Source organism: Streptomyces sp. NPDC054961 (genome assembly GCF_053609145.1).
In genome coordinates this window covers 95228-110350 of the sequence record NZ_JBSGWY010000014.1, presented here as the reverse complement: position 1 = coordinate 110350, position 15123 = coordinate 95228, and the positions used below count along the sequence as shown (strand labels likewise).

12 protein-coding genes are annotated in these 15123 nt (G+C 72.6%); 5 read left to right on the top strand and 7 right to left on the bottom strand.

Features of this window, described 5'->3' with window-relative positions:
• Positions 1–148: 148 nt before the first annotated feature.
• The gene (locus tag ACWF9Z_RS15715; protein ID WP_453602445.1) at positions 149–1420 is read right to left on the bottom strand and encodes a nucleotide-binding protein; all 1272 of its coding nucleotides are present in this window, start codon (positions 1418–1420) and stop codon (positions 149–151) included.
• 277 nt (positions 1421–1697) lie between these two features.
• On the opposite strand from ACWF9Z_RS15715, the gene ACWF9Z_RS15710 reads away from it, so the two are divergent.
• The 3 genes from ACWF9Z_RS15710 to ACWF9Z_RS15700 all read left to right on the top strand — a co-directional run bounded on the left by ACWF9Z_RS15710 (position 1698) and on the right by ACWF9Z_RS15700 (position 6183).
• Positions 1698–4529 carry an AfsR/SARP family transcriptional regulator gene (locus tag ACWF9Z_RS15710; RefSeq protein ID WP_453602442.1) on the top strand — a complete coding sequence of 944 codons (2832 nt, stop codon included), beginning with the start codon at positions 1698–1700 and terminating at the stop codon, positions 4527–4529.
• Between the two features lie 192 nt (positions 4530–4721).
• Positions 4722–5285, top strand: a complete 564-nt coding sequence (locus tag ACWF9Z_RS15705) for a papain-like cysteine protease family protein (RefSeq protein WP_453602438.1) — start codon at positions 4722–4724, stop codon at positions 5283–5285.
• A 10-nt stretch (positions 5286–5295) separates the two neighbouring features.
• On the top strand, positions 5296–6183 hold the full coding sequence (locus ACWF9Z_RS15700) for a hypothetical protein (protein WP_453602435.1): 888 nt from the start codon (positions 5296–5298) through the stop codon (positions 6181–6183).
• Positions 6184–6342: 159 nt separating this feature from the next.
• On the opposite strand, the gene ACWF9Z_RS15695 is transcribed toward ACWF9Z_RS15700, so the two are convergent.
• The 4 genes from ACWF9Z_RS15695 to ACWF9Z_RS15680 all read right to left on the bottom strand — a co-directional run bounded on the left by ACWF9Z_RS15695 (position 6343) and on the right by ACWF9Z_RS15680 (position 10832).
• Positions 6343–8682 (bottom strand): collagenase, encoded by a 2340-nt coding sequence (locus tag ACWF9Z_RS15695; RefSeq protein WP_453602432.1) that lies wholly within the window; start codon positions 8680–8682, stop codon positions 6343–6345.
• 84 nt (positions 8683–8766) lie between these two features.
• A complete protein-coding gene (locus ACWF9Z_RS15690) occupies positions 8767–9141 on the bottom strand; it encodes a hypothetical protein (RefSeq protein WP_453602429.1) in 375 nt (124 codons plus the stop codon).
• 171 nt (positions 9142–9312) lie between these two features.
• Positions 9313–10158, bottom strand: a complete 846-nt coding sequence (locus tag ACWF9Z_RS15685) for a PaaX family transcriptional regulator C-terminal domain-containing protein (RefSeq protein WP_453602495.1) — start codon at positions 10156–10158, stop codon at positions 9313–9315.
• Positions 10159–10193: 35 nt separating this feature from the next.
• Positions 10194–10832 (bottom strand): GNAT family N-acetyltransferase, encoded by a 639-nt coding sequence (locus tag ACWF9Z_RS15680; RefSeq protein ID WP_453602426.1) that lies wholly within the window; start codon positions 10830–10832, stop codon positions 10194–10196.
• Between the two features lie 162 nt (positions 10833–10994).
• On the opposite strand from ACWF9Z_RS15680, the gene ACWF9Z_RS15675 reads away from it, so the two are divergent.
• Positions 10995–12062: an alpha/beta hydrolase family protein gene (locus ACWF9Z_RS15675; protein WP_453602424.1), complete on the top strand. Its 1068-nt coding sequence runs from the start codon at positions 10995–10997 to the stop codon at positions 12060–12062.
• 81 nt (positions 12063–12143) lie between these two features.
• On the opposite strand, the gene ACWF9Z_RS15670 is transcribed toward ACWF9Z_RS15675, so the two are convergent.
• Positions 12144–13451 carry a pentapeptide repeat-containing protein gene (locus ACWF9Z_RS15670; protein ID WP_453602421.1) on the bottom strand — a complete coding sequence of 436 codons (1308 nt, stop codon included), beginning with the start codon at positions 13449–13451 and terminating at the stop codon, positions 12144–12146.
• 76 nt (positions 13452–13527) lie between these two features.
• On the bottom strand, positions 13528–14391 hold the full coding sequence (locus ACWF9Z_RS15665) for a serine/threonine-protein kinase (protein ID WP_453602418.1): 864 nt from the start codon (positions 14389–14391) through the stop codon (positions 13528–13530).
• 198 nt (positions 14392–14589) lie between these two features.
• Between ACWF9Z_RS15665 and ACWF9Z_RS15660 the strand changes: the two genes are divergently transcribed.
• On the top strand, positions 14590–14964 hold the full coding sequence (locus ACWF9Z_RS15660) for a VOC family protein (RefSeq protein WP_453602415.1): 375 nt from the start codon (positions 14590–14592) through the stop codon (positions 14962–14964).
• The last annotated feature ends 159 nt before the right edge of the window (positions 14965–15123 follow it).

Genomic DNA, 15123 nt, shown 5'->3' with positions numbered 1-15123 from the left:
CGCCGCCCCGTCGGGGGCGGCGCCGCGCGCCGGGGGGGCGGGGCCGGGGGGGGGGGGCCCCCCCGCGCGCGCCCCCGCCGCCCCGGGCCCCCCGCCCCCCCCCCCCCGGGGGGAGTGGCCGGGGGCCTGACCGCCGCCACCGTCTGACTCACCCCCCGGACGGCGCCGGCGCGTCCGGCCGGGTGAAGTCCTCGGCGATCAGCGCGGCCAGCTCGAGATGGGCCGCCCGCGTCCTGCGGCGCAGCGCGTCGGGGTCCAACGTGCCTCCGGCCGCGAGGTGGGCGTCGTACGGGACGGCCACCACGCCGCGGCAGCGGGTCCGGAAGTGGGCGACCACCTCGTCCACGCGCAGCATGCGCCCGGTACCCCGGACGCCGGAGACCACGACGATGCTGCGGCGCGCCAGCTCCTGGAAGCCGTGCGCCTCCAGCCAGGTGAGCGCCGTACTCGCTCCGCCGGCGCCCTCCACGCTGGGCGTGGCGACGAGGACCAGCTGGTGGGCGAGCGCGACCACCGCGGGAAGCGGGCTGTTCGCCAGGACGGGGCCGCTGTCGGTGAGGACGAGCGGGTACTGGCCGCCCAGCAGCTCCATGACCCGGCGGTACTCCTGGTCGTCGAAGGACCGCCCGTCGGCCGCCCGTTCGGCCCCGCCGTCGGCCAGCACCTCCAGCCCGCCCGGCATCCGGGAGGTGAACCCGCGGATGTCGGCGTACGTCTCCAGCCGCGCCAGTTCGGTGACCAGACCGCGTACGGTCGCCGTGGTCTCCCGCTCGACCCGGCGGCCCAGGGTGCCGGACTCGAGGTCGGCGTCCACCGCGATGACGCGGTCGGCGCGTTCCGCGGCGAACAGGGACCCCAGCACGGCGGCGGTGGTCGTCTTGCCGGCGCCGGGCGTGAGGCCGATCACGGCGATCCGGTGGCAGCGACGGAGCGGTGTGGTGCGCACGGTCCGCAGTCGGTCCTCGTCGTCCCGCGGCCCCAGCAGGCCGCTGAGCCTCCGCAGGCTCCCGCGCTGGCGGCGGACCAGCCGCTCGGAGGACAGCTCGGCCCCGGCGGCGGCGCCGAGAACGGGCAGGACGGCGCCCGGTGTGCCGGCCGTGGCGGCCGTGGCGGTCGTGCCGGTCGTGGTAACCGTGGCCGTCAAGACCGGAGCGGCCTCGGAGGCTGTCGCGACCGATGCGGCCTGAGAGCTCGCTGGCATCGGTGCGGCTTGAGGGATCGCCGAGACCGCCGAGACCGCCGAGACCGGCGCGGCCCGGGAGAGCGCCGAAAGCGCCGAGAGCGCCGAGACCGGTGAGGGGACGGCGGGGGCCGTCGCCGTCACCCGCGCCACCGGGCCGTACCCGGGCGCGAGCCCCCACCCCGGATCGTCCTCCCCGTCCAGCCGGCGCAGCCGGGAGCTCGCAGCGACCCCGTCCACCCCTCCGCTCTCCTCGCCCCAGGCCACCACAGCGTCCTCCGATCAGCGCCGTCGCGCCGACGGCGACGAGTACCCGGAGTAACGGGCGGGTCTGTCCGACCGGTTCAAGGGGGTCCGCCGGCGTCGGGCGGGACGGGGTGCCGGGGGCACCGTCCAGGACTCGTAGGATTGCCGTTCTGTAGTGCGAAATTCCGGGCCTGACCAGCCCGGCCGCGCCTCCGGACCGGCCCCGCGCCGGCCGTCGGGGCGGGACGGCGCGAGACGAGGGGGGACCCCGATGGAGTTCCGATTGCTCGGTGGGGTGTGCGCGACCACCGGGGAGAGCGAACTGCCGCTGGGGCCCGCCAAGCGGCGCAGCGTGCTCGCCCTGCTGCTCCTCCGGGCCAACTCGGCCGTCCCCATGGACCAGTTGATCGACGCCCTCTGGGACGAGGAGCCGCCCGCCCATGCCCGTACGGTCATCCAGGGCCACGTCTCCCGGCTGCGGGCGCTGCTCACCGGCGCCGGCGAGTTCGGCGTGAACTTGGTCACCCAGGGGCCGTCGTACGTGTTCGAGATGCCGAAGCACCTGCTCGACGCGCACCGCTTCGAGGAACTGGCCCGGCTGGGCAAACACCGGGAACGGCCCGCCGAGGCGGTCGCCATGCTGCGCGAGGCCCTCGCCCTGTGGCGCGGCCCCGCGCTGACCGGCACGGTCCCGAGCGCCGCGCTGACCGCCGCCGCCCACGCCCTGGAGGAGATCCGGCTGGTCGCGGTCGAGGACCTGGCGGAGGCCTACGGGCGGCTCGGCGACCGCGCCGGAGCGGCCGCCGTCCTGCGGGCCGAGGCGGTGGCCCACCCCTTGCGCGAGTCCCTGGCGGCCTCGCTGATGCTCGCGCTGTACCAGGCGGGCCGTCAGTCCGACGCCCTCGACTGGTACCACCGCACCCGGGGCCTGCTCGCCGAGGAGCTCGGCGTCGACCCGGGCCCGGGACTGCGCGGCGCCTACGAGGCGATCCTGCGCGGGGAACCCGTGGGCCACCCGTCGACACCCAGGGTCACGCTCGCCCGCGCCGACCGGGCCGGCGCGGCAGCCCTGATCCGCACGCCCCCGGCCCCCACCCCCGTCCTCGCCCCGGCCCCCGCGGCGACGGCCGACCGGGCGGACCGGGCCGACCAGGACCACCCGGCGGACGGCCCCCGCGCCGTCTCCGTGCGGCACGCTCCGTCCGCGTCCGAGGGCCCCGTCCCGCGGCTGCTGCCGCGCGGCGTCCGCGGCTTCCTGGGCCGGGACGCGGAGCTGACGGAGATCGGCCGGATCGTCCGGGACGGGGCCATCGCGCTCGTCATAGGCCCCGCCGGGGTCGGCAAGACCGCCCTCGCGCTCCAATGGGCGTACGCGGGCCAGGCCCGCTACCCGGACGGCACGCTCTTCGCCGACCTGCGCGGCTTCGGCGGCGCTCCGGTCGAACCGGTCGAGATCGTCAGGGAGTTCCTGCTGGCGCTCGGGGTGCCCGCGCGCCGGATGCCCGAGTCCGCGGCGGCCGCCTTCGCCCTGTACCGCACGCTCACCGAGGAACGGGAACTCCTCGTCGTCCTCGACAACGCCCGCAAGGCGGACCAGGTCCGCTCGCTGCTGCCCGCCGGGCCGGGTTCGGGCGTTCTCGTCACCTCGCGCCTGCGCCTCGGCGGGCTGATCGTCGAGGAGCTGGCCCGGCCGGTGCAGGTCGACGTACTCGGCCCGGCGCCGGCCACCGAACTGCTCGCCGCGGCCGTCGGCGCCGACCGGGTCGCGGCCGAACCGGCCGCCGCCGCCCAACTCGCCCGGCTGTGCGACGGACTGCCGCTGGCGCTGCGCATCACGGCCGCCCAGCTGGCGGCCCGGCCGCGCTGGCGGCTCGCCGACCTGGCCTCGGAACTGGCCAACGAGCAGCGCCGGCTGGCCCTGCTCTCGCTGGACGACTGCGAGGACGCGGGCGTCGCCGCCGCGCTGCGGCTCACGGTGCAGGGGCTGCCGTGCGAGGCGCTGCGGCTCTTCTCCCAGCTCGGCGCGGTGCCCGGGACCGACCTGGACCGGCACGCCGCCTCCGCGCTCCTCGACAGCGGCCCCGCCGTGGCCGCCGAGGCCCTCGACCGGCTCGCGGGCGCGCACCTGATCACCGAGTACGCACCCGGCCGCTACTCCCTGCACGACCTGGTCCGCCTCTACGCGCGCGGGCTGCACGCAGACGAGGGCGCGCTGCTGCGGCTGCTCGACTCCTACACCGTCACCGCGCTGGCGGCGTCCGCGGCCGCCGAGCCCGACGACAAACCCTGCTGCGTGCTGCCCGCGGATTTCCGCGCCCCCTACGCGGTAAGGGAGTTCGCCGACCGGGACGCCGCCTTCGAGTGGTACGCGGCCGAACAGGACAACCTGGCCGCGGCGGTGGCCGCGGCGGTGGCCGCCGGCCACGAGGACCGGGCCTGGCGGCTGGCCGTCCTGCAGTGGCCGCACGTCGTGTGGCACATCCACGACGGCTGGGCCCCGATGCTCCGCCACGCGCTGGAAGCGTCGAGGCGGCTCGATGACCCCGATGCCGAGTCCCGGGTACGGGCGCTCCTCGGCTGGGTGCTGACCCGCGAGGGACGACTGTCCGAGGCACTCGTCGAACTGGAGATCGCGCCCGCCCTCGCCGCCCGCGCGAAGGACCCGTCGAGCGAGGCCACCGCCCTGGTCAACCTGGCCGTCGCGCTGGACCGGGGCGGGGTCACCGACGCGTCCCTCGGCCACGTCAGCCGCGCCGTGGAACTGGCCCGCGAGGCGCAGGACATCTTCACCGAGCTCCTGGCGCTCCACCACCGCACCCGACAGCTCCTCGAGCGCGGCGACGCCGCGGCCGCGGAGCGGTGCACGGCGTACGCACTGTCCTTGCGGGGCGGCGACGCCCCGACCGGCCTGATCGCCGCCCGCCAGACCCTGCTGCGCCTCGGCCGCGCGGAAGCCCTGGTCGCCCTCGGGGACCGGCCCGCGGCCGAGGCCGCGATCCGCCGCGCCCTGGACGACGCCGTACGCAACGGCTTCAGCGAGGCCGTCACCCGCGCCCGCTCACAACTCGGCGCCCTCACCTCCGCGACGGCGGCCGGTCACTAGGTGTCGGGGGCGTGGTGTCGTCGGGGCGCTCCCGGCGGACCCTTCCGTACCCGGAACGCGCGATTACCCGACGAATCATCAGTTGGGGGTAATTCCTGCCGTACCCCTATGTGACGGGGTCATGATGCGCTGTCATATTCCTGCCAGATTGCCCCGTTCATCTCGTTGTACCCACCAGGGGAAGGCAGGAAAATGGGCAGGTTCAGGTACGGAACCACGGCGTCGGCCATCGCGCTGGCCGCCTTGGGGTCGCTCGCGGCCGCGGGTGGCACGGCCCACGCGGAAGCGGGCCAGGACACCATCACCATGCTGAAGCAGGAGAAGTCCCAGTGGTGCTGGGTCGCCTCCGGGCTGACCATCGCCAAGTTCCAGGGCCTCGGCTCCACCCAGACCGACTTCTGCAACCGGGCCCAGCCCGCCTACGGCTGCAACAACCAGCCCGCCACGCTCGACGACATGGCCCGGGGCTGGACCAGCCTGGGTATGGCCCACTCCGGCTCGGGCCTGAGCAGCGCGGCCACGTTCAACCAGGTGTACACCGACGTCAAGGCGGCCCGGCCGATCGGTGCCCGCATCGGGTGGACGTCCGGCGGCGGTCACATGAACGTGGTCTACGGCTTCGACACGGCGAAGAGCACGATCGCCGTGGCCGACCCGTGGCCGGACACCACCACGTACACGTGGTGGAACTACAGCGACTACGTGAGCAACAGCTCGTCCAAGTGGACCCATTCCCGCATCGGCATCTCCCGCTAAGGCAGGCGACATGCGCGACACCAGCGACACCAGCGGTACCGAACCGTCCTGCGAGCGGGCGACCCCTCGCTTCTCCCGGCTGTCCTTCGTCATCGCACTGGGGGCGTCCGCACTGCTGTCCGTCGTCGGGCCGGCCCACGCCTCCCCGGCCAAGGACCCGCTGCCGGCCGACATCCCCGACTACCGGGCGGCCCTCGACGCGGTGAAGTCCGCCGACGTGCGCGACACCGTCTGCCGCTTCCTGCGTACTCCGGTGCCCGCCGGAGGCGCCGACGGGCAGGTGCAGACGATCCCCGAGACGGCCGAGCCGTGCCAGGGCCTCCCGGTCTTCACGATCGGGGACCCGGTGGCACGGAACGAGATCACCCCCGGCTTCGTGGCGGGCACCGCCCGCCCGCTGCCCACCGAGGCGGTCGCACTGACCCAGCTGGTCTCCTCGCTGACCACCACCGTCAACGGCCGCAACGTGACCGTCATGCTGGCGCCCACCCAGGGCGGCGGCTGGCACCTGGCGGCCGTGCGCGAGGGCGACAGCGACGCCACGTACGCCGGCAAGGCCACCGTGGGCACCGTGGTCTTCACCGAGCCGCAGATCCGCGGCTGGTACCGGCTCAAGCTCCTCACCGTCGAGCCGCTCAACGACCAGGCCCGGCAAGGGCTGGGCGGCAAGGCGTCGGTTTCGCTCAGCGACTACCAGAAGCTGGTCAAGGCCCGCTACTCCGACAAACTGCCCGGTTCCCCGTACGACGCCCAGGGCTTCTCCAGCGGCTACGGCCTCACGAGCACGCAGGACGACGCCGTGTCTCCCACCGTGCTCCTCGCCGGCGGTTCCGGCGCGGCGATCGCCCTCGCGGGCGCGACCGCCCTGCTCCGCCGACGCCGGTGCGCGAGCCGCTGACCCCGGCCCGTACGCGACCGCGCCCCGCCCCCGCGTCCGAGCCTGCTCGCTCGTACGGAGGGGCGGGGCGCTCCTTGCCGAGCGGATCCCTGCCCGGCGGATCCGCGTCCGCCGGGCCCCGGGCGGCCCCACGGGGCGGCCGGGGCCCGGCGAACCGGGTCACTTGGACTGCGTGGAGACGCTCACACCGCTGAAGTCCTGCGCGGCGGCGAGGCTGAAGTAGACCCAGCCGGACGGCGGGTTGTCGATCGTCAGGGTCTCGCCGTTGCCCGCGTTCGTGGACTTCGCCACGTAGCTGCCGGTGGTGGCCCAATTGCCGCCGCCGTAGTACAGGTCGGCGTTGCCGGTGCCGCCGCTGCTGGTGATGGTCAGCTGCTTGAGGCCGGCCGGCAGGTACATGAAGTGGTAGCTGTAGTTGCCGGTGGCGGCCGAGAGGTTGTCCCGGAGGCAGTTCTTGTCGAACTGACGGGGGTCGCTGAGGGTGCACTGCGGGACGGCCGGGGCCGTGACCGCGTCCGGCAGCGGACCGCAGTCGCTGGTGGCGCAGGTGGTCGTCAGCCAGGTGGCGAAGCCCGCGTCGTAGCTGGTGCCGATGGTCTGCTTCAGGAAGGTGCGGGCACCGTTCCAGTCACCGGTGCGGTACTTGCCGAGCACGGTCTGCACGTCGGCGGGGTGCGCCTGGAGCATGTAGCGGACCGCGAGGAAGCCCCAGCGGTAGACCCGGTTCGAGTTGACGTCCGGGTCCTCGTCCTGGCCGTAGACGGTGTCGAACAGGTCGCTGAGCTTGTACGCGTTCTTGCCGGCCTCGGCGATCGCGTCGGCGTTGCGCTGGTTGCGGTAGCCGAACGAGATGTTCTCGGCGATGCCCTCGACCCACCAGATGGTCGGCGTGACGATGCCGGCCTCGAAGTCGCCGGCCATGTTGTAGCGGCCGTCGAGGTAGTGGGTGTACTCGTGGTTGAGGTTCCAGATCTGGAAGTCCGGACGCAGCCAGTGGGCCTCGTGGGCGATGAAGCGGGCCTGGTTGCCGACGACGGCCGGGTTGCCCTCCTCGTACATGCCGCCGTTGTCCACGTCGATGTTGTAGATGGCCCAGGCGTACAGCGAGTAGTTGGTGTAGTCGTCGAAGACCACGACCTCGAGGTTGGTGTTCAGGTCACCGGGGATCGCGCCCTTGTCGCCGATGATCCGGTGGAAGTAGGCGTCCTGGTTGACCAGGCTGGTGCAGGTGCTCTCCAGCTGGCCGGGGGACATGTCCTGGGCGCGGATCTTCAGGCCCGGGGTGCAGGCGTGCTGGATCGGCAGGATCGCCGGGAGCACGCGCTCGCCCAGGTCGCAGATGCCGTAGGCCGCGCAGTTGCCCTTGTCGTACTGCCGCGTGTACCAGCCCAGGTTCATGGTGATGGGCGCGGTGGGGCCGACGTTCGGGTAGCGGTTGATCAGGTCCTTCAGCAGCGGCCGCACGCGGTCCTTGAGCTCCGGGATGTCCAGGGCGTAGCCGAGGAAGCGGCCGACGTTGCTGACGACGTCCAGGCGGTTCAGCTGCGCGCCGTTGCGCGTGATGAAGCCGGCCCAGGTGGTGAGGATGGCGGGGTCGGCCTTGAGGGCGGCCCGCCAGCCGCGGTCGTCGTTCTTGGCCTTGAAGCCGTTCTCGACGACCCACTCGACGTGCTGCATGGCGAGGTTCATCTGGCCGGGCCAGGTACCGTCGTAGCTGCCGAGCATCCACTTCACGACTCCGGCGTACCGGCCGGCCTCGTGGGTGCTGTCGATCAGGGTGACGACCTCGTTGAGGATCTCGCCGTTGGCGTCGGTGACGTCCTTGCTGCGCGGGGAGGCGAAGAAGGCGTCGAGCGCGCCGCGTGCCGCGGTGTCCAGCGCCGTGCCGTAGTCACCGACGCTCGCCTGGTTCTCCTGCACGTAGTAGCCGGCGCGCAGGAACAGCACCAGCTGCCCGACGGCGGCGCTGTTGTTGCCCGTGTAGGTGGCGGAGGCGTCGCGCAGGGCGTTGGCGACGGTCACCATCTGGGGCTCACGGAAGGCCTTTTGGGCGTTCTCCCCGGTGAGGCTGAACAGCGGGTACGTACAGTTGATCCGGGGGAGCGCCTTGAGCTGCTGGACCAACGCGCTGCCCGTGGCGTTGATCACGCCGGAGAGGTCACCGCACTCGTCCCCGGCGGCGGCCGAGGACTGCTTGCCCGCCTTGACGTCCGGTGCGGAGGCCGGAGCCAGTACCGGCGCGGGTGCCGGGGCGATCTCCTCGGCACTGTCCTGCGAGGAGATCCGGAAGCGGGAGCCGTTGCTCATCGCGTCGGGTGACTTGGGAACCGGGATCGACCGCGGCGCCGAGGCCGCGGTTCCCTTCGCACCGGCCGGGGTGGTGGCGCCGACGGAGGCCGCCTGACTCTGTGGAGTGAGCAGACCGAGGGCGATGAAGACGGCAGCGCCGAGTGCAGGAAGTCTGCGCGCATTGGCCTTCGATATCCGGAAGGGATGCATCTGTGGGGGCCTCCGGGGCCGCTGTGGCCGCGTGCTGGGGACACGGGCGATTGATGTGTGACATGTAAAATTTCACATGTCGCATCATGCGGGAAGTGTTTCGGCCATATTGCTGATCACCGCAACGGAAACGTTGCCGACTTCCGAGGCCGGATCTCCGCCAAACCGGCTTATCGGTCGGGGTGAACGAGGGATGAACGGGCGCGGCGGACCCGTCGTGCGGTGGAGCACGCCCACGGCGACGCAGCAGATCGCGATGACGACCGCGTTCGGGAGTACGCAGTCGAGGCCGCTGTCGCCCGTGCCCGGGTCGACGCCGGCGCCGAACCCGCCGTTGGAGACGATCGCGAGGGCGTGCATCAGCGCGAACCCCGCCACCCACGTGTAGGCGGCGGGCACGGCCCACGCCGGTCGTGCCGATGCGGCGGTGGACGTACCGGTGCCGGGTGTGCGGACCACGGGGCGGCCTCCTCGGAGAGATCGGTACCGAGAACGCTAGGGTCCGGACCAACCCCCGTACGTCCGCCCGCGGTCGGGTCCTCGGCCCCGGTGCTCCCCCGGCAGGGGGAGCCGCGTGCGCCCACAGGTGGAGGGGGAGCGGCCGGTCCGGATCCGGCCGCCGTTCCGGCTTCAGTGCGCGGACCGCTCGGCCGCCTCCCGGGTGATCTCGGCGTAGAGGCGGAAGAGGGTGGGGTGGGCTTCGTCGCCCGTCCGTTCGCGCAGGGCCGCCCAGCACCGGGCGACGAGGTCCCGCGCCTGGGTACCGGGCCAGGGCCGGGGCAGGAGTTGGGGCGGCAGGAGCGGGTCGGGCTCCATGGCGCGGGTGAGTTCGGCGGCCAGTTCGACCGCGAGGGTGAGGACCGCGGACGGGGAGAGTTCCGCGGGGCCGGTGAGCCGGGCGAGGCGGGGCCGGGCGATGCGGCTGAGGCGGTGGTAGCGATCGGAGATCTCCTCCAGGCGCCACAGGCGGCGGGCGAGTTCGGCAGGCTCCCGGGCATCGCCCTTGCGCAGATCCGTCGTGGTGAGGAGGGTGAGCGCGTCCTGGGCGCCGAGGCGGTGGGCGGCTTCCTCGACGTACGGTTCCCACGCGTTGGCGCAGACGTACAGTCCGCCCTGGAGCGGGGCGCCTCCGAGGTGGACGAGCGTCTCCCTCAGGGCGTCCCGGGCCGTGCGCGCCGATTCGGGCACCGCGAAGGCGGCCACGTGCCAGACGCCGTCCCAGGGTGCGAGTCCGGCGTCCTGCTGGAAGGCGTGCCGGACGAAGTCCGCGTTGGGCGCGAGGGCCCGCGTGGTGTCCGCGGTGGCGCGCAGCTCCGCCTTGCGGCCCCGGCCCTCGTGCGTGAACCGCCCCTCGGCCACGAGGCGTTTGACGCACAGCCGCACCTGCTGGTCGCTCATGCCCAAGGTGTTGGCGACGGCGTACAGCTCGTCCGCGCCGACGGTGCCGTCCTCGCGGATCAGCGCGTGGACGAGCATGCGGGTGGGTACCTCGACGTGGTCCGTCCCGGCGTTCACCGTTCTCCCGCCCCACGCGTCGCGACGGCGCGATGCAGGGTGGTCACCGCTCCGAACCCCAGCAGCCCGCGCAGGTAGGGCGTGTGCTCGGTGCGCACGGCCGTGAAGCCGCGCCGCTCGTACAGGGCCCTGGCCCGTGGATTGGTGTCGATCACGTCCAGTCTGATCTCCCGGCAGCGCTGCTCCGCCGCGACCGCGGCCACTTCCTCGAGGAGCAGGCTCCCGACGCCGCGGCCGCGCAGGGCCGGGTCCACGGCGATGCCGTCCATGACGAGCTGTCCGGGGGCCGGGTGGCGCTCGAACAGGGCCAGGATCAGGAGTCTGCGCAGGCCTCGCAGGTGCCCGTACGCGCGCAGCACGGCGGAGGCCGATCCTCCGGTGAGGGCGCGGCCTCCGAGCTGGTAGCCGGCGAGGCCGACGAGCTGCCCGTCGAGGAGCGCGCACACCGCGCGATCGGCGTTCAGGTGGGCGGCGATGAAGGGCACCGCCTTGTCCGGCGGGTTCAGCGCGGGGCCGAGCTTCCGGCCGAAGGCGTCCCAGTACAGCTCGGCCGCCCGTCGCTCTGCGCCGGCCGGAACGCCCCGCCGGACCGTCACCGGCCCGGCCGCGGTGTCCCTCGTCGCGTCCCCTGTCATCCCGTTTCCTCCCTCTCGCCGCAAGCTCCGTCGAAAACTATCATTCCCATGACGATCGTGTCTGCAATGATAGGTAGGGTCATGTGTACCTCAGGACCGGCATCCGAGCCGGCAACCGAACCGATGTCCGAACCGACATCCGAACCGAGGCGGTCAGCTCCCATGGGCCCGAAGACCCCACCCGAACGGCGTCGCGGACTGCGCACCGTCGTCTGGTCGCTCGTCACCGTCCTGGCCGTCACCGCGGCTCTCGGCGGTGTGGTGCTGTGGCAGAACTCCTACGACATGGACGAGCAGCGGGTCTCGATCCGTCACGGGGGCCACACCCTCAACGGAGTACTGGCCACCCCCCGCGACGGCCGCACGCGCCACGGCCTGGTCGTCCACGTCCACGGCGACGGCCCCGTCGACGCCACCCATGACGACGGCTACAAACCCATGTGGGAAGCGAACGCCAAGGCCGGGTACGCCTCCCTCTCCTGGGACAAGCCCGGCGTCGCGGGAGCACCGGGCGACTGGCTCGGCCAGTCCATGGACGACCGGGCCGACGAGGCGGCCGCCGCCATCGCCTGGGCGCGCGCCCGCAACGACATCGACGGCGACCGGATCGGGCTCTGGGGCGTCAGCCAGGCGGGCTGGGTCCTGCCGAAGGTCGCCGCCAGGACGCCCGTGAGCTTCGTCATCGCCGTCTCGCCCGCGGTCAACTGGCTCCGGCAGGGCCGCTACAACCTTCTCGCCGAGCTGCGCGCCGACGGCGCGTCCGAGGCCCGCACTCAGGCGGCGATCACCAAGAGCGACACGACCCGTCAGCTGCTGGAACGACGGGCGGCCTTCGAGGAGTACGTCACGGCCATGGGCGGCGACGCGGACGGCATGACCGCCGCCCGCTGGCGCTTCATCTCCACGAACCACACATCGGACGCCACGCGAGACCTCCTCGCCCTGCGCGGCACACCGGTTCTTCTGGCCCTCGCGGGCCACGACATGAACGTGGACACCGCGGACACGGAGCGCGTCTACCGCGAAGTGCTGGACCCGGGCGGCGCGTTGACGGCCAAGAACTACCCGGACGCGGCCCATTCGATGGTCAAGCAGTCCATCGAGCAGTCGGACCTCAGGATCACGCTCGCGGCGCTCCTCTCGCCCCGCTCGCTCTTCGCGGACGGATTCCTGGACGGCCAGGAACAGTTCCTCGAGGATCTCGCCCCAGGAGGCCGTGCCACCGCGTGACGGTCCGGAGCCGGGTGTGGCACGCCTCGGACAGGTCGTCGCCGCGACGACAGCACTCGCTCGTGAGAGTCCGGCCGGAGTTCAGCCCGTCCCGCCGCCCCCGGGCGGCCGCAGGCGGCCCCATCGGACGTCGGCGTCGCCGAACTGCGCGTCGGCGAAGGCGACCCGGCCCCCGTTCACCTGGGCGCGGACGAAGGAGACCGTGCCGCCGCTGAACCGGGCGTGGTCGAGCGAGACGGTGCCCGCGTCGAATCGCCCGTGGTGGAAGGTGACCGTGCTGTCGGTGAACTGTCCGTAGTCGAAGGTGACGCTCCCCCCGTCGAACCGGGCCGCGTAGAAGGTCACCGTAGCGTCCGCGCACTCCGCGTCGTCGAGGGCGACGGCAGCGCCCGAGACGTGCGCGTGGTCGAAACTCAGCGTGCCTCCGGTGAACCGCGCGCGGCGGAAGGCGAGCGAACCGTCCTCCAGCCTCGCCCGGCTGAAGGTGACGGTGGCGTTCTCGAACTGCGCGGAGTCGAAGCCGACCGTCGCGCCACAGAGCCGTGCGTCGTCCATGGTGAGCGTCCCGCCGCTGACGTGCGCGCGGTGAAACGTGAGGGCGCAGGGACCGAGCAGCGCGCCGCGGAAGGAGAGCGCGCTGCCGCTGAACCGCGCCTCGTCGAAGCCGACCGATCCGCCCTGGAACCGTGCGTCGTTGAACGTGACCGCGCCGGCTCCGAATCGTGCGCCCCGGAAGCTGACCGATCCGCCCTGGAACGCGGCTTCGTCGAAGCTGACCAGGTCTCCGACGAAGTCGGCGCCGGCGAAGGAGACGCTGCCGCGAAACCGGCAGCCGGAGAAGTCGCCCCCGTCGAAGACCGCGCGGGTGAGATCGAGAGCGCAGGTCGACCAGGAGGCGTCGTCTCCCTGCGACTCCTGCAGGTGATCGCGGATGACCTTGATGACCGTCTGCCGTACCTCCCGCTCGCCCCTCTTGTACCCGTCGGACTCCGGGTGCGCTTCGTAGGGCATGCGCAGATAGGCGCACAGGACGTCCACGCAGACCTGGCGTTGCTCCACCCAGTCGTCGGCCAGCCGGGCCATCGCGTACACGCCGGCGAGACGCACGGCCGAGCCCTCATGGCCGAGCTGACCGGCCGCCGTGCTGTAGCGCTCGGCGAACTGGGTCGCGTCCGCGCGGTGGGCGTCCCCTTCGGCGATGCGCTGCTTGCGGTAGGCGTACACCCCGGCGAGCACCGCACCGAAGACCGTCAGGATGGCGATGCTGAGCCTGATGCCGTCGGGAACGGCCAGGGTCTGCGTGGGTTCCGTCAGCCGGCGGACGAGCCAGTACGCCACGGCGCCGGCCGCGCACACCACGACCACGGCCAGACAGACCACGATCCACACGGGCCAGAGGTCCGGCGCGTACCGACCGCTCGTATGCCGCCACCGGTGTGGCCACCAGCGTCTGGGGGGCATCCCTTCAGCTCGCCCGACCGTCCGTGGCGGCGAACAGCTCCGCCACGAACTCCCGGCACGAACCGTGACGGTCCTCAAGGGCCTTGGCCAGCGCCTTCGCCATCACCCGGTCGACGGCCGGCTCGAGGTCCGGACGCCATTGCGAGAGGGCCGGCGGCGCATCGTATTGGTGCGCCCACAGCAGTGCCATGTCATCGTCCCTCCGGAACACGGGCCCACCCGCGAGGGCGTGGTAGACCATGCAGGCGAGGCTGTAGAGATCTCCCCGGCCGTCCACCGGGCGGCCGGAGACCTGCTCGGGGGACACGTAGTCCAGAGTGCCCACGAACGCACCCACCGAGGTGAAGGACGGCTCGTGCAGCATCGGTTTCGACATCCCGAAGTCACTGAGGTACGCGTAGTGGGAATCGTCGCCGACGTTCCCGGCCAACAGGATGTTGCCGGGCTTCACGTCCCCGTGCACCAGACGGTGCGCGTGCGCGGCGTCGAGCGCCGACGCCACCTGCGCGGCGATGCGCAGCGTATCCGTCACCGGCAGCAGACCCTCCCCGTCCATGAGGGCCCCCCAGTCCGGCCCGGGAACATGACGCATGGCGATGTAGAGGAGCCCGTCGGCCTCTCCGGCTCCAAAGATCGGCACGATGTGCGGGTGATCGATCGCAGCGGCCGCGCGCGACTCGTGGAGGAAGCGTCGACGCATGGCATCATCGCTCGTCAACTGGGGGGCGAGGACCTTCAGGGCCACGTCACGGCCCAGCCGTAGATCCGTCGCGAGGTAGACGGTGCTCATTCCCCCGCGGCCGATCTCACGCTCGACCTGGTATCCAGCAATCTGCGCACCGTGCTGAACGGGCTGATTTCGGACCACCTGCCGAACGTAGCATCCGGACACCCGGGGCCCATGCACATCGATGCGGGCGCTGCGGCGTCCTGTCGGGCACGGCCGCGGTCCGGCCGCGGTCCGGCCGCCGCCGGGGGTACCGCCGCGCGTACCGCCTGCGGCGGCGGGTACAACCCCTCCCGTGGGGGAGGGGCAGAAGTGGCTGAGGGATGAGAGGTGTCGCACGTGACGCTAAAACTGCAGTCGGTCGCGCTGGACTGTGCCGACCCGGTACGGCTCGCCGAGTTCTACGCGGAACTCCTGGGCGGCCACGTGGTCGCGGACCCGGAGGATCTCAGCTGGATCGACGTGCGCGGCTTCGAGGGAACACCGCTGGCCTGCCAGCGGGTGGAAGGCTACCGGCCGCCCGAGTGGCCCGGCCAGCGTCAGCCCCAGCAAATGCACCTGGACTTCGACGTGGACGACCTCGAAGCGGAAGAGAAGCGGGTGCTCGCCCTCGGCGCGACCGTACTGGAGCGCACGGACCAGATCCGCCCGGGAGCCAACTGGCGGGTCTACGCGGACCCGGCAGGCCACCCGTTCTGCCTCTGCCTCCACTGAGACTGTGTCTGAGATCTGCTCACGGGCGGCAGCTGCTGTCCGCGAGCAGATCTCACCACACGGTCTCAGAGGGCGGTATGAGAGCGTATAGGCGTTTTATCGTCACCTGATCGTGTGGCGGCATGGCATCCCGGCCGGTCGGCGGCCCTGGGCATGTTG

Excerpts from the sequence above, each read along its gene's own strand:
- ACWF9Z_RS15710 (WP_453602442.1), top strand. The coding sequence starts at position 1,698 with ATGGAGTTCCGATTGCTCGGTGGGGTGTGCGCGACCACCGGGGAGAGC.
- ACWF9Z_RS15705 (WP_453602438.1), top strand. The coding sequence starts at position 4,722 with ATGGGCAGGTTCAGGTACGGAACCACGGCGTCGGCCATCGCGCTGGCC.
- ACWF9Z_RS15700 (WP_453602435.1), top strand. The coding sequence starts at position 5,296 with ATGCGCGACACCAGCGACACCAGCGGTACCGAACCGTCCTGCGAGCGG.
- ACWF9Z_RS15695 (WP_453602432.1), bottom strand. The coding sequence starts at position 8,682 with ATGCATCCCTTCCGGATATCGAAGGCCAATGCGCGCAGACTTCCTGCA.
- ACWF9Z_RS15685 (WP_453602495.1), bottom strand. The coding sequence starts at position 10,158 with ATGCTCGTCCACGCGCTGATCCGCGAGGACGGCACCGTCGGCGCGGAC.
- ACWF9Z_RS15680 (WP_453602426.1), bottom strand. The coding sequence starts at position 10,832 with ATGACAGGGGACGCGACGAGGGACACCGCGGCCGGGCCGGTGACGGTC.
- ACWF9Z_RS15675 (WP_453602424.1), top strand. The coding sequence starts at position 10,995 with ATGGGCCCGAAGACCCCACCCGAACGGCGTCGCGGACTGCGCACCGTC.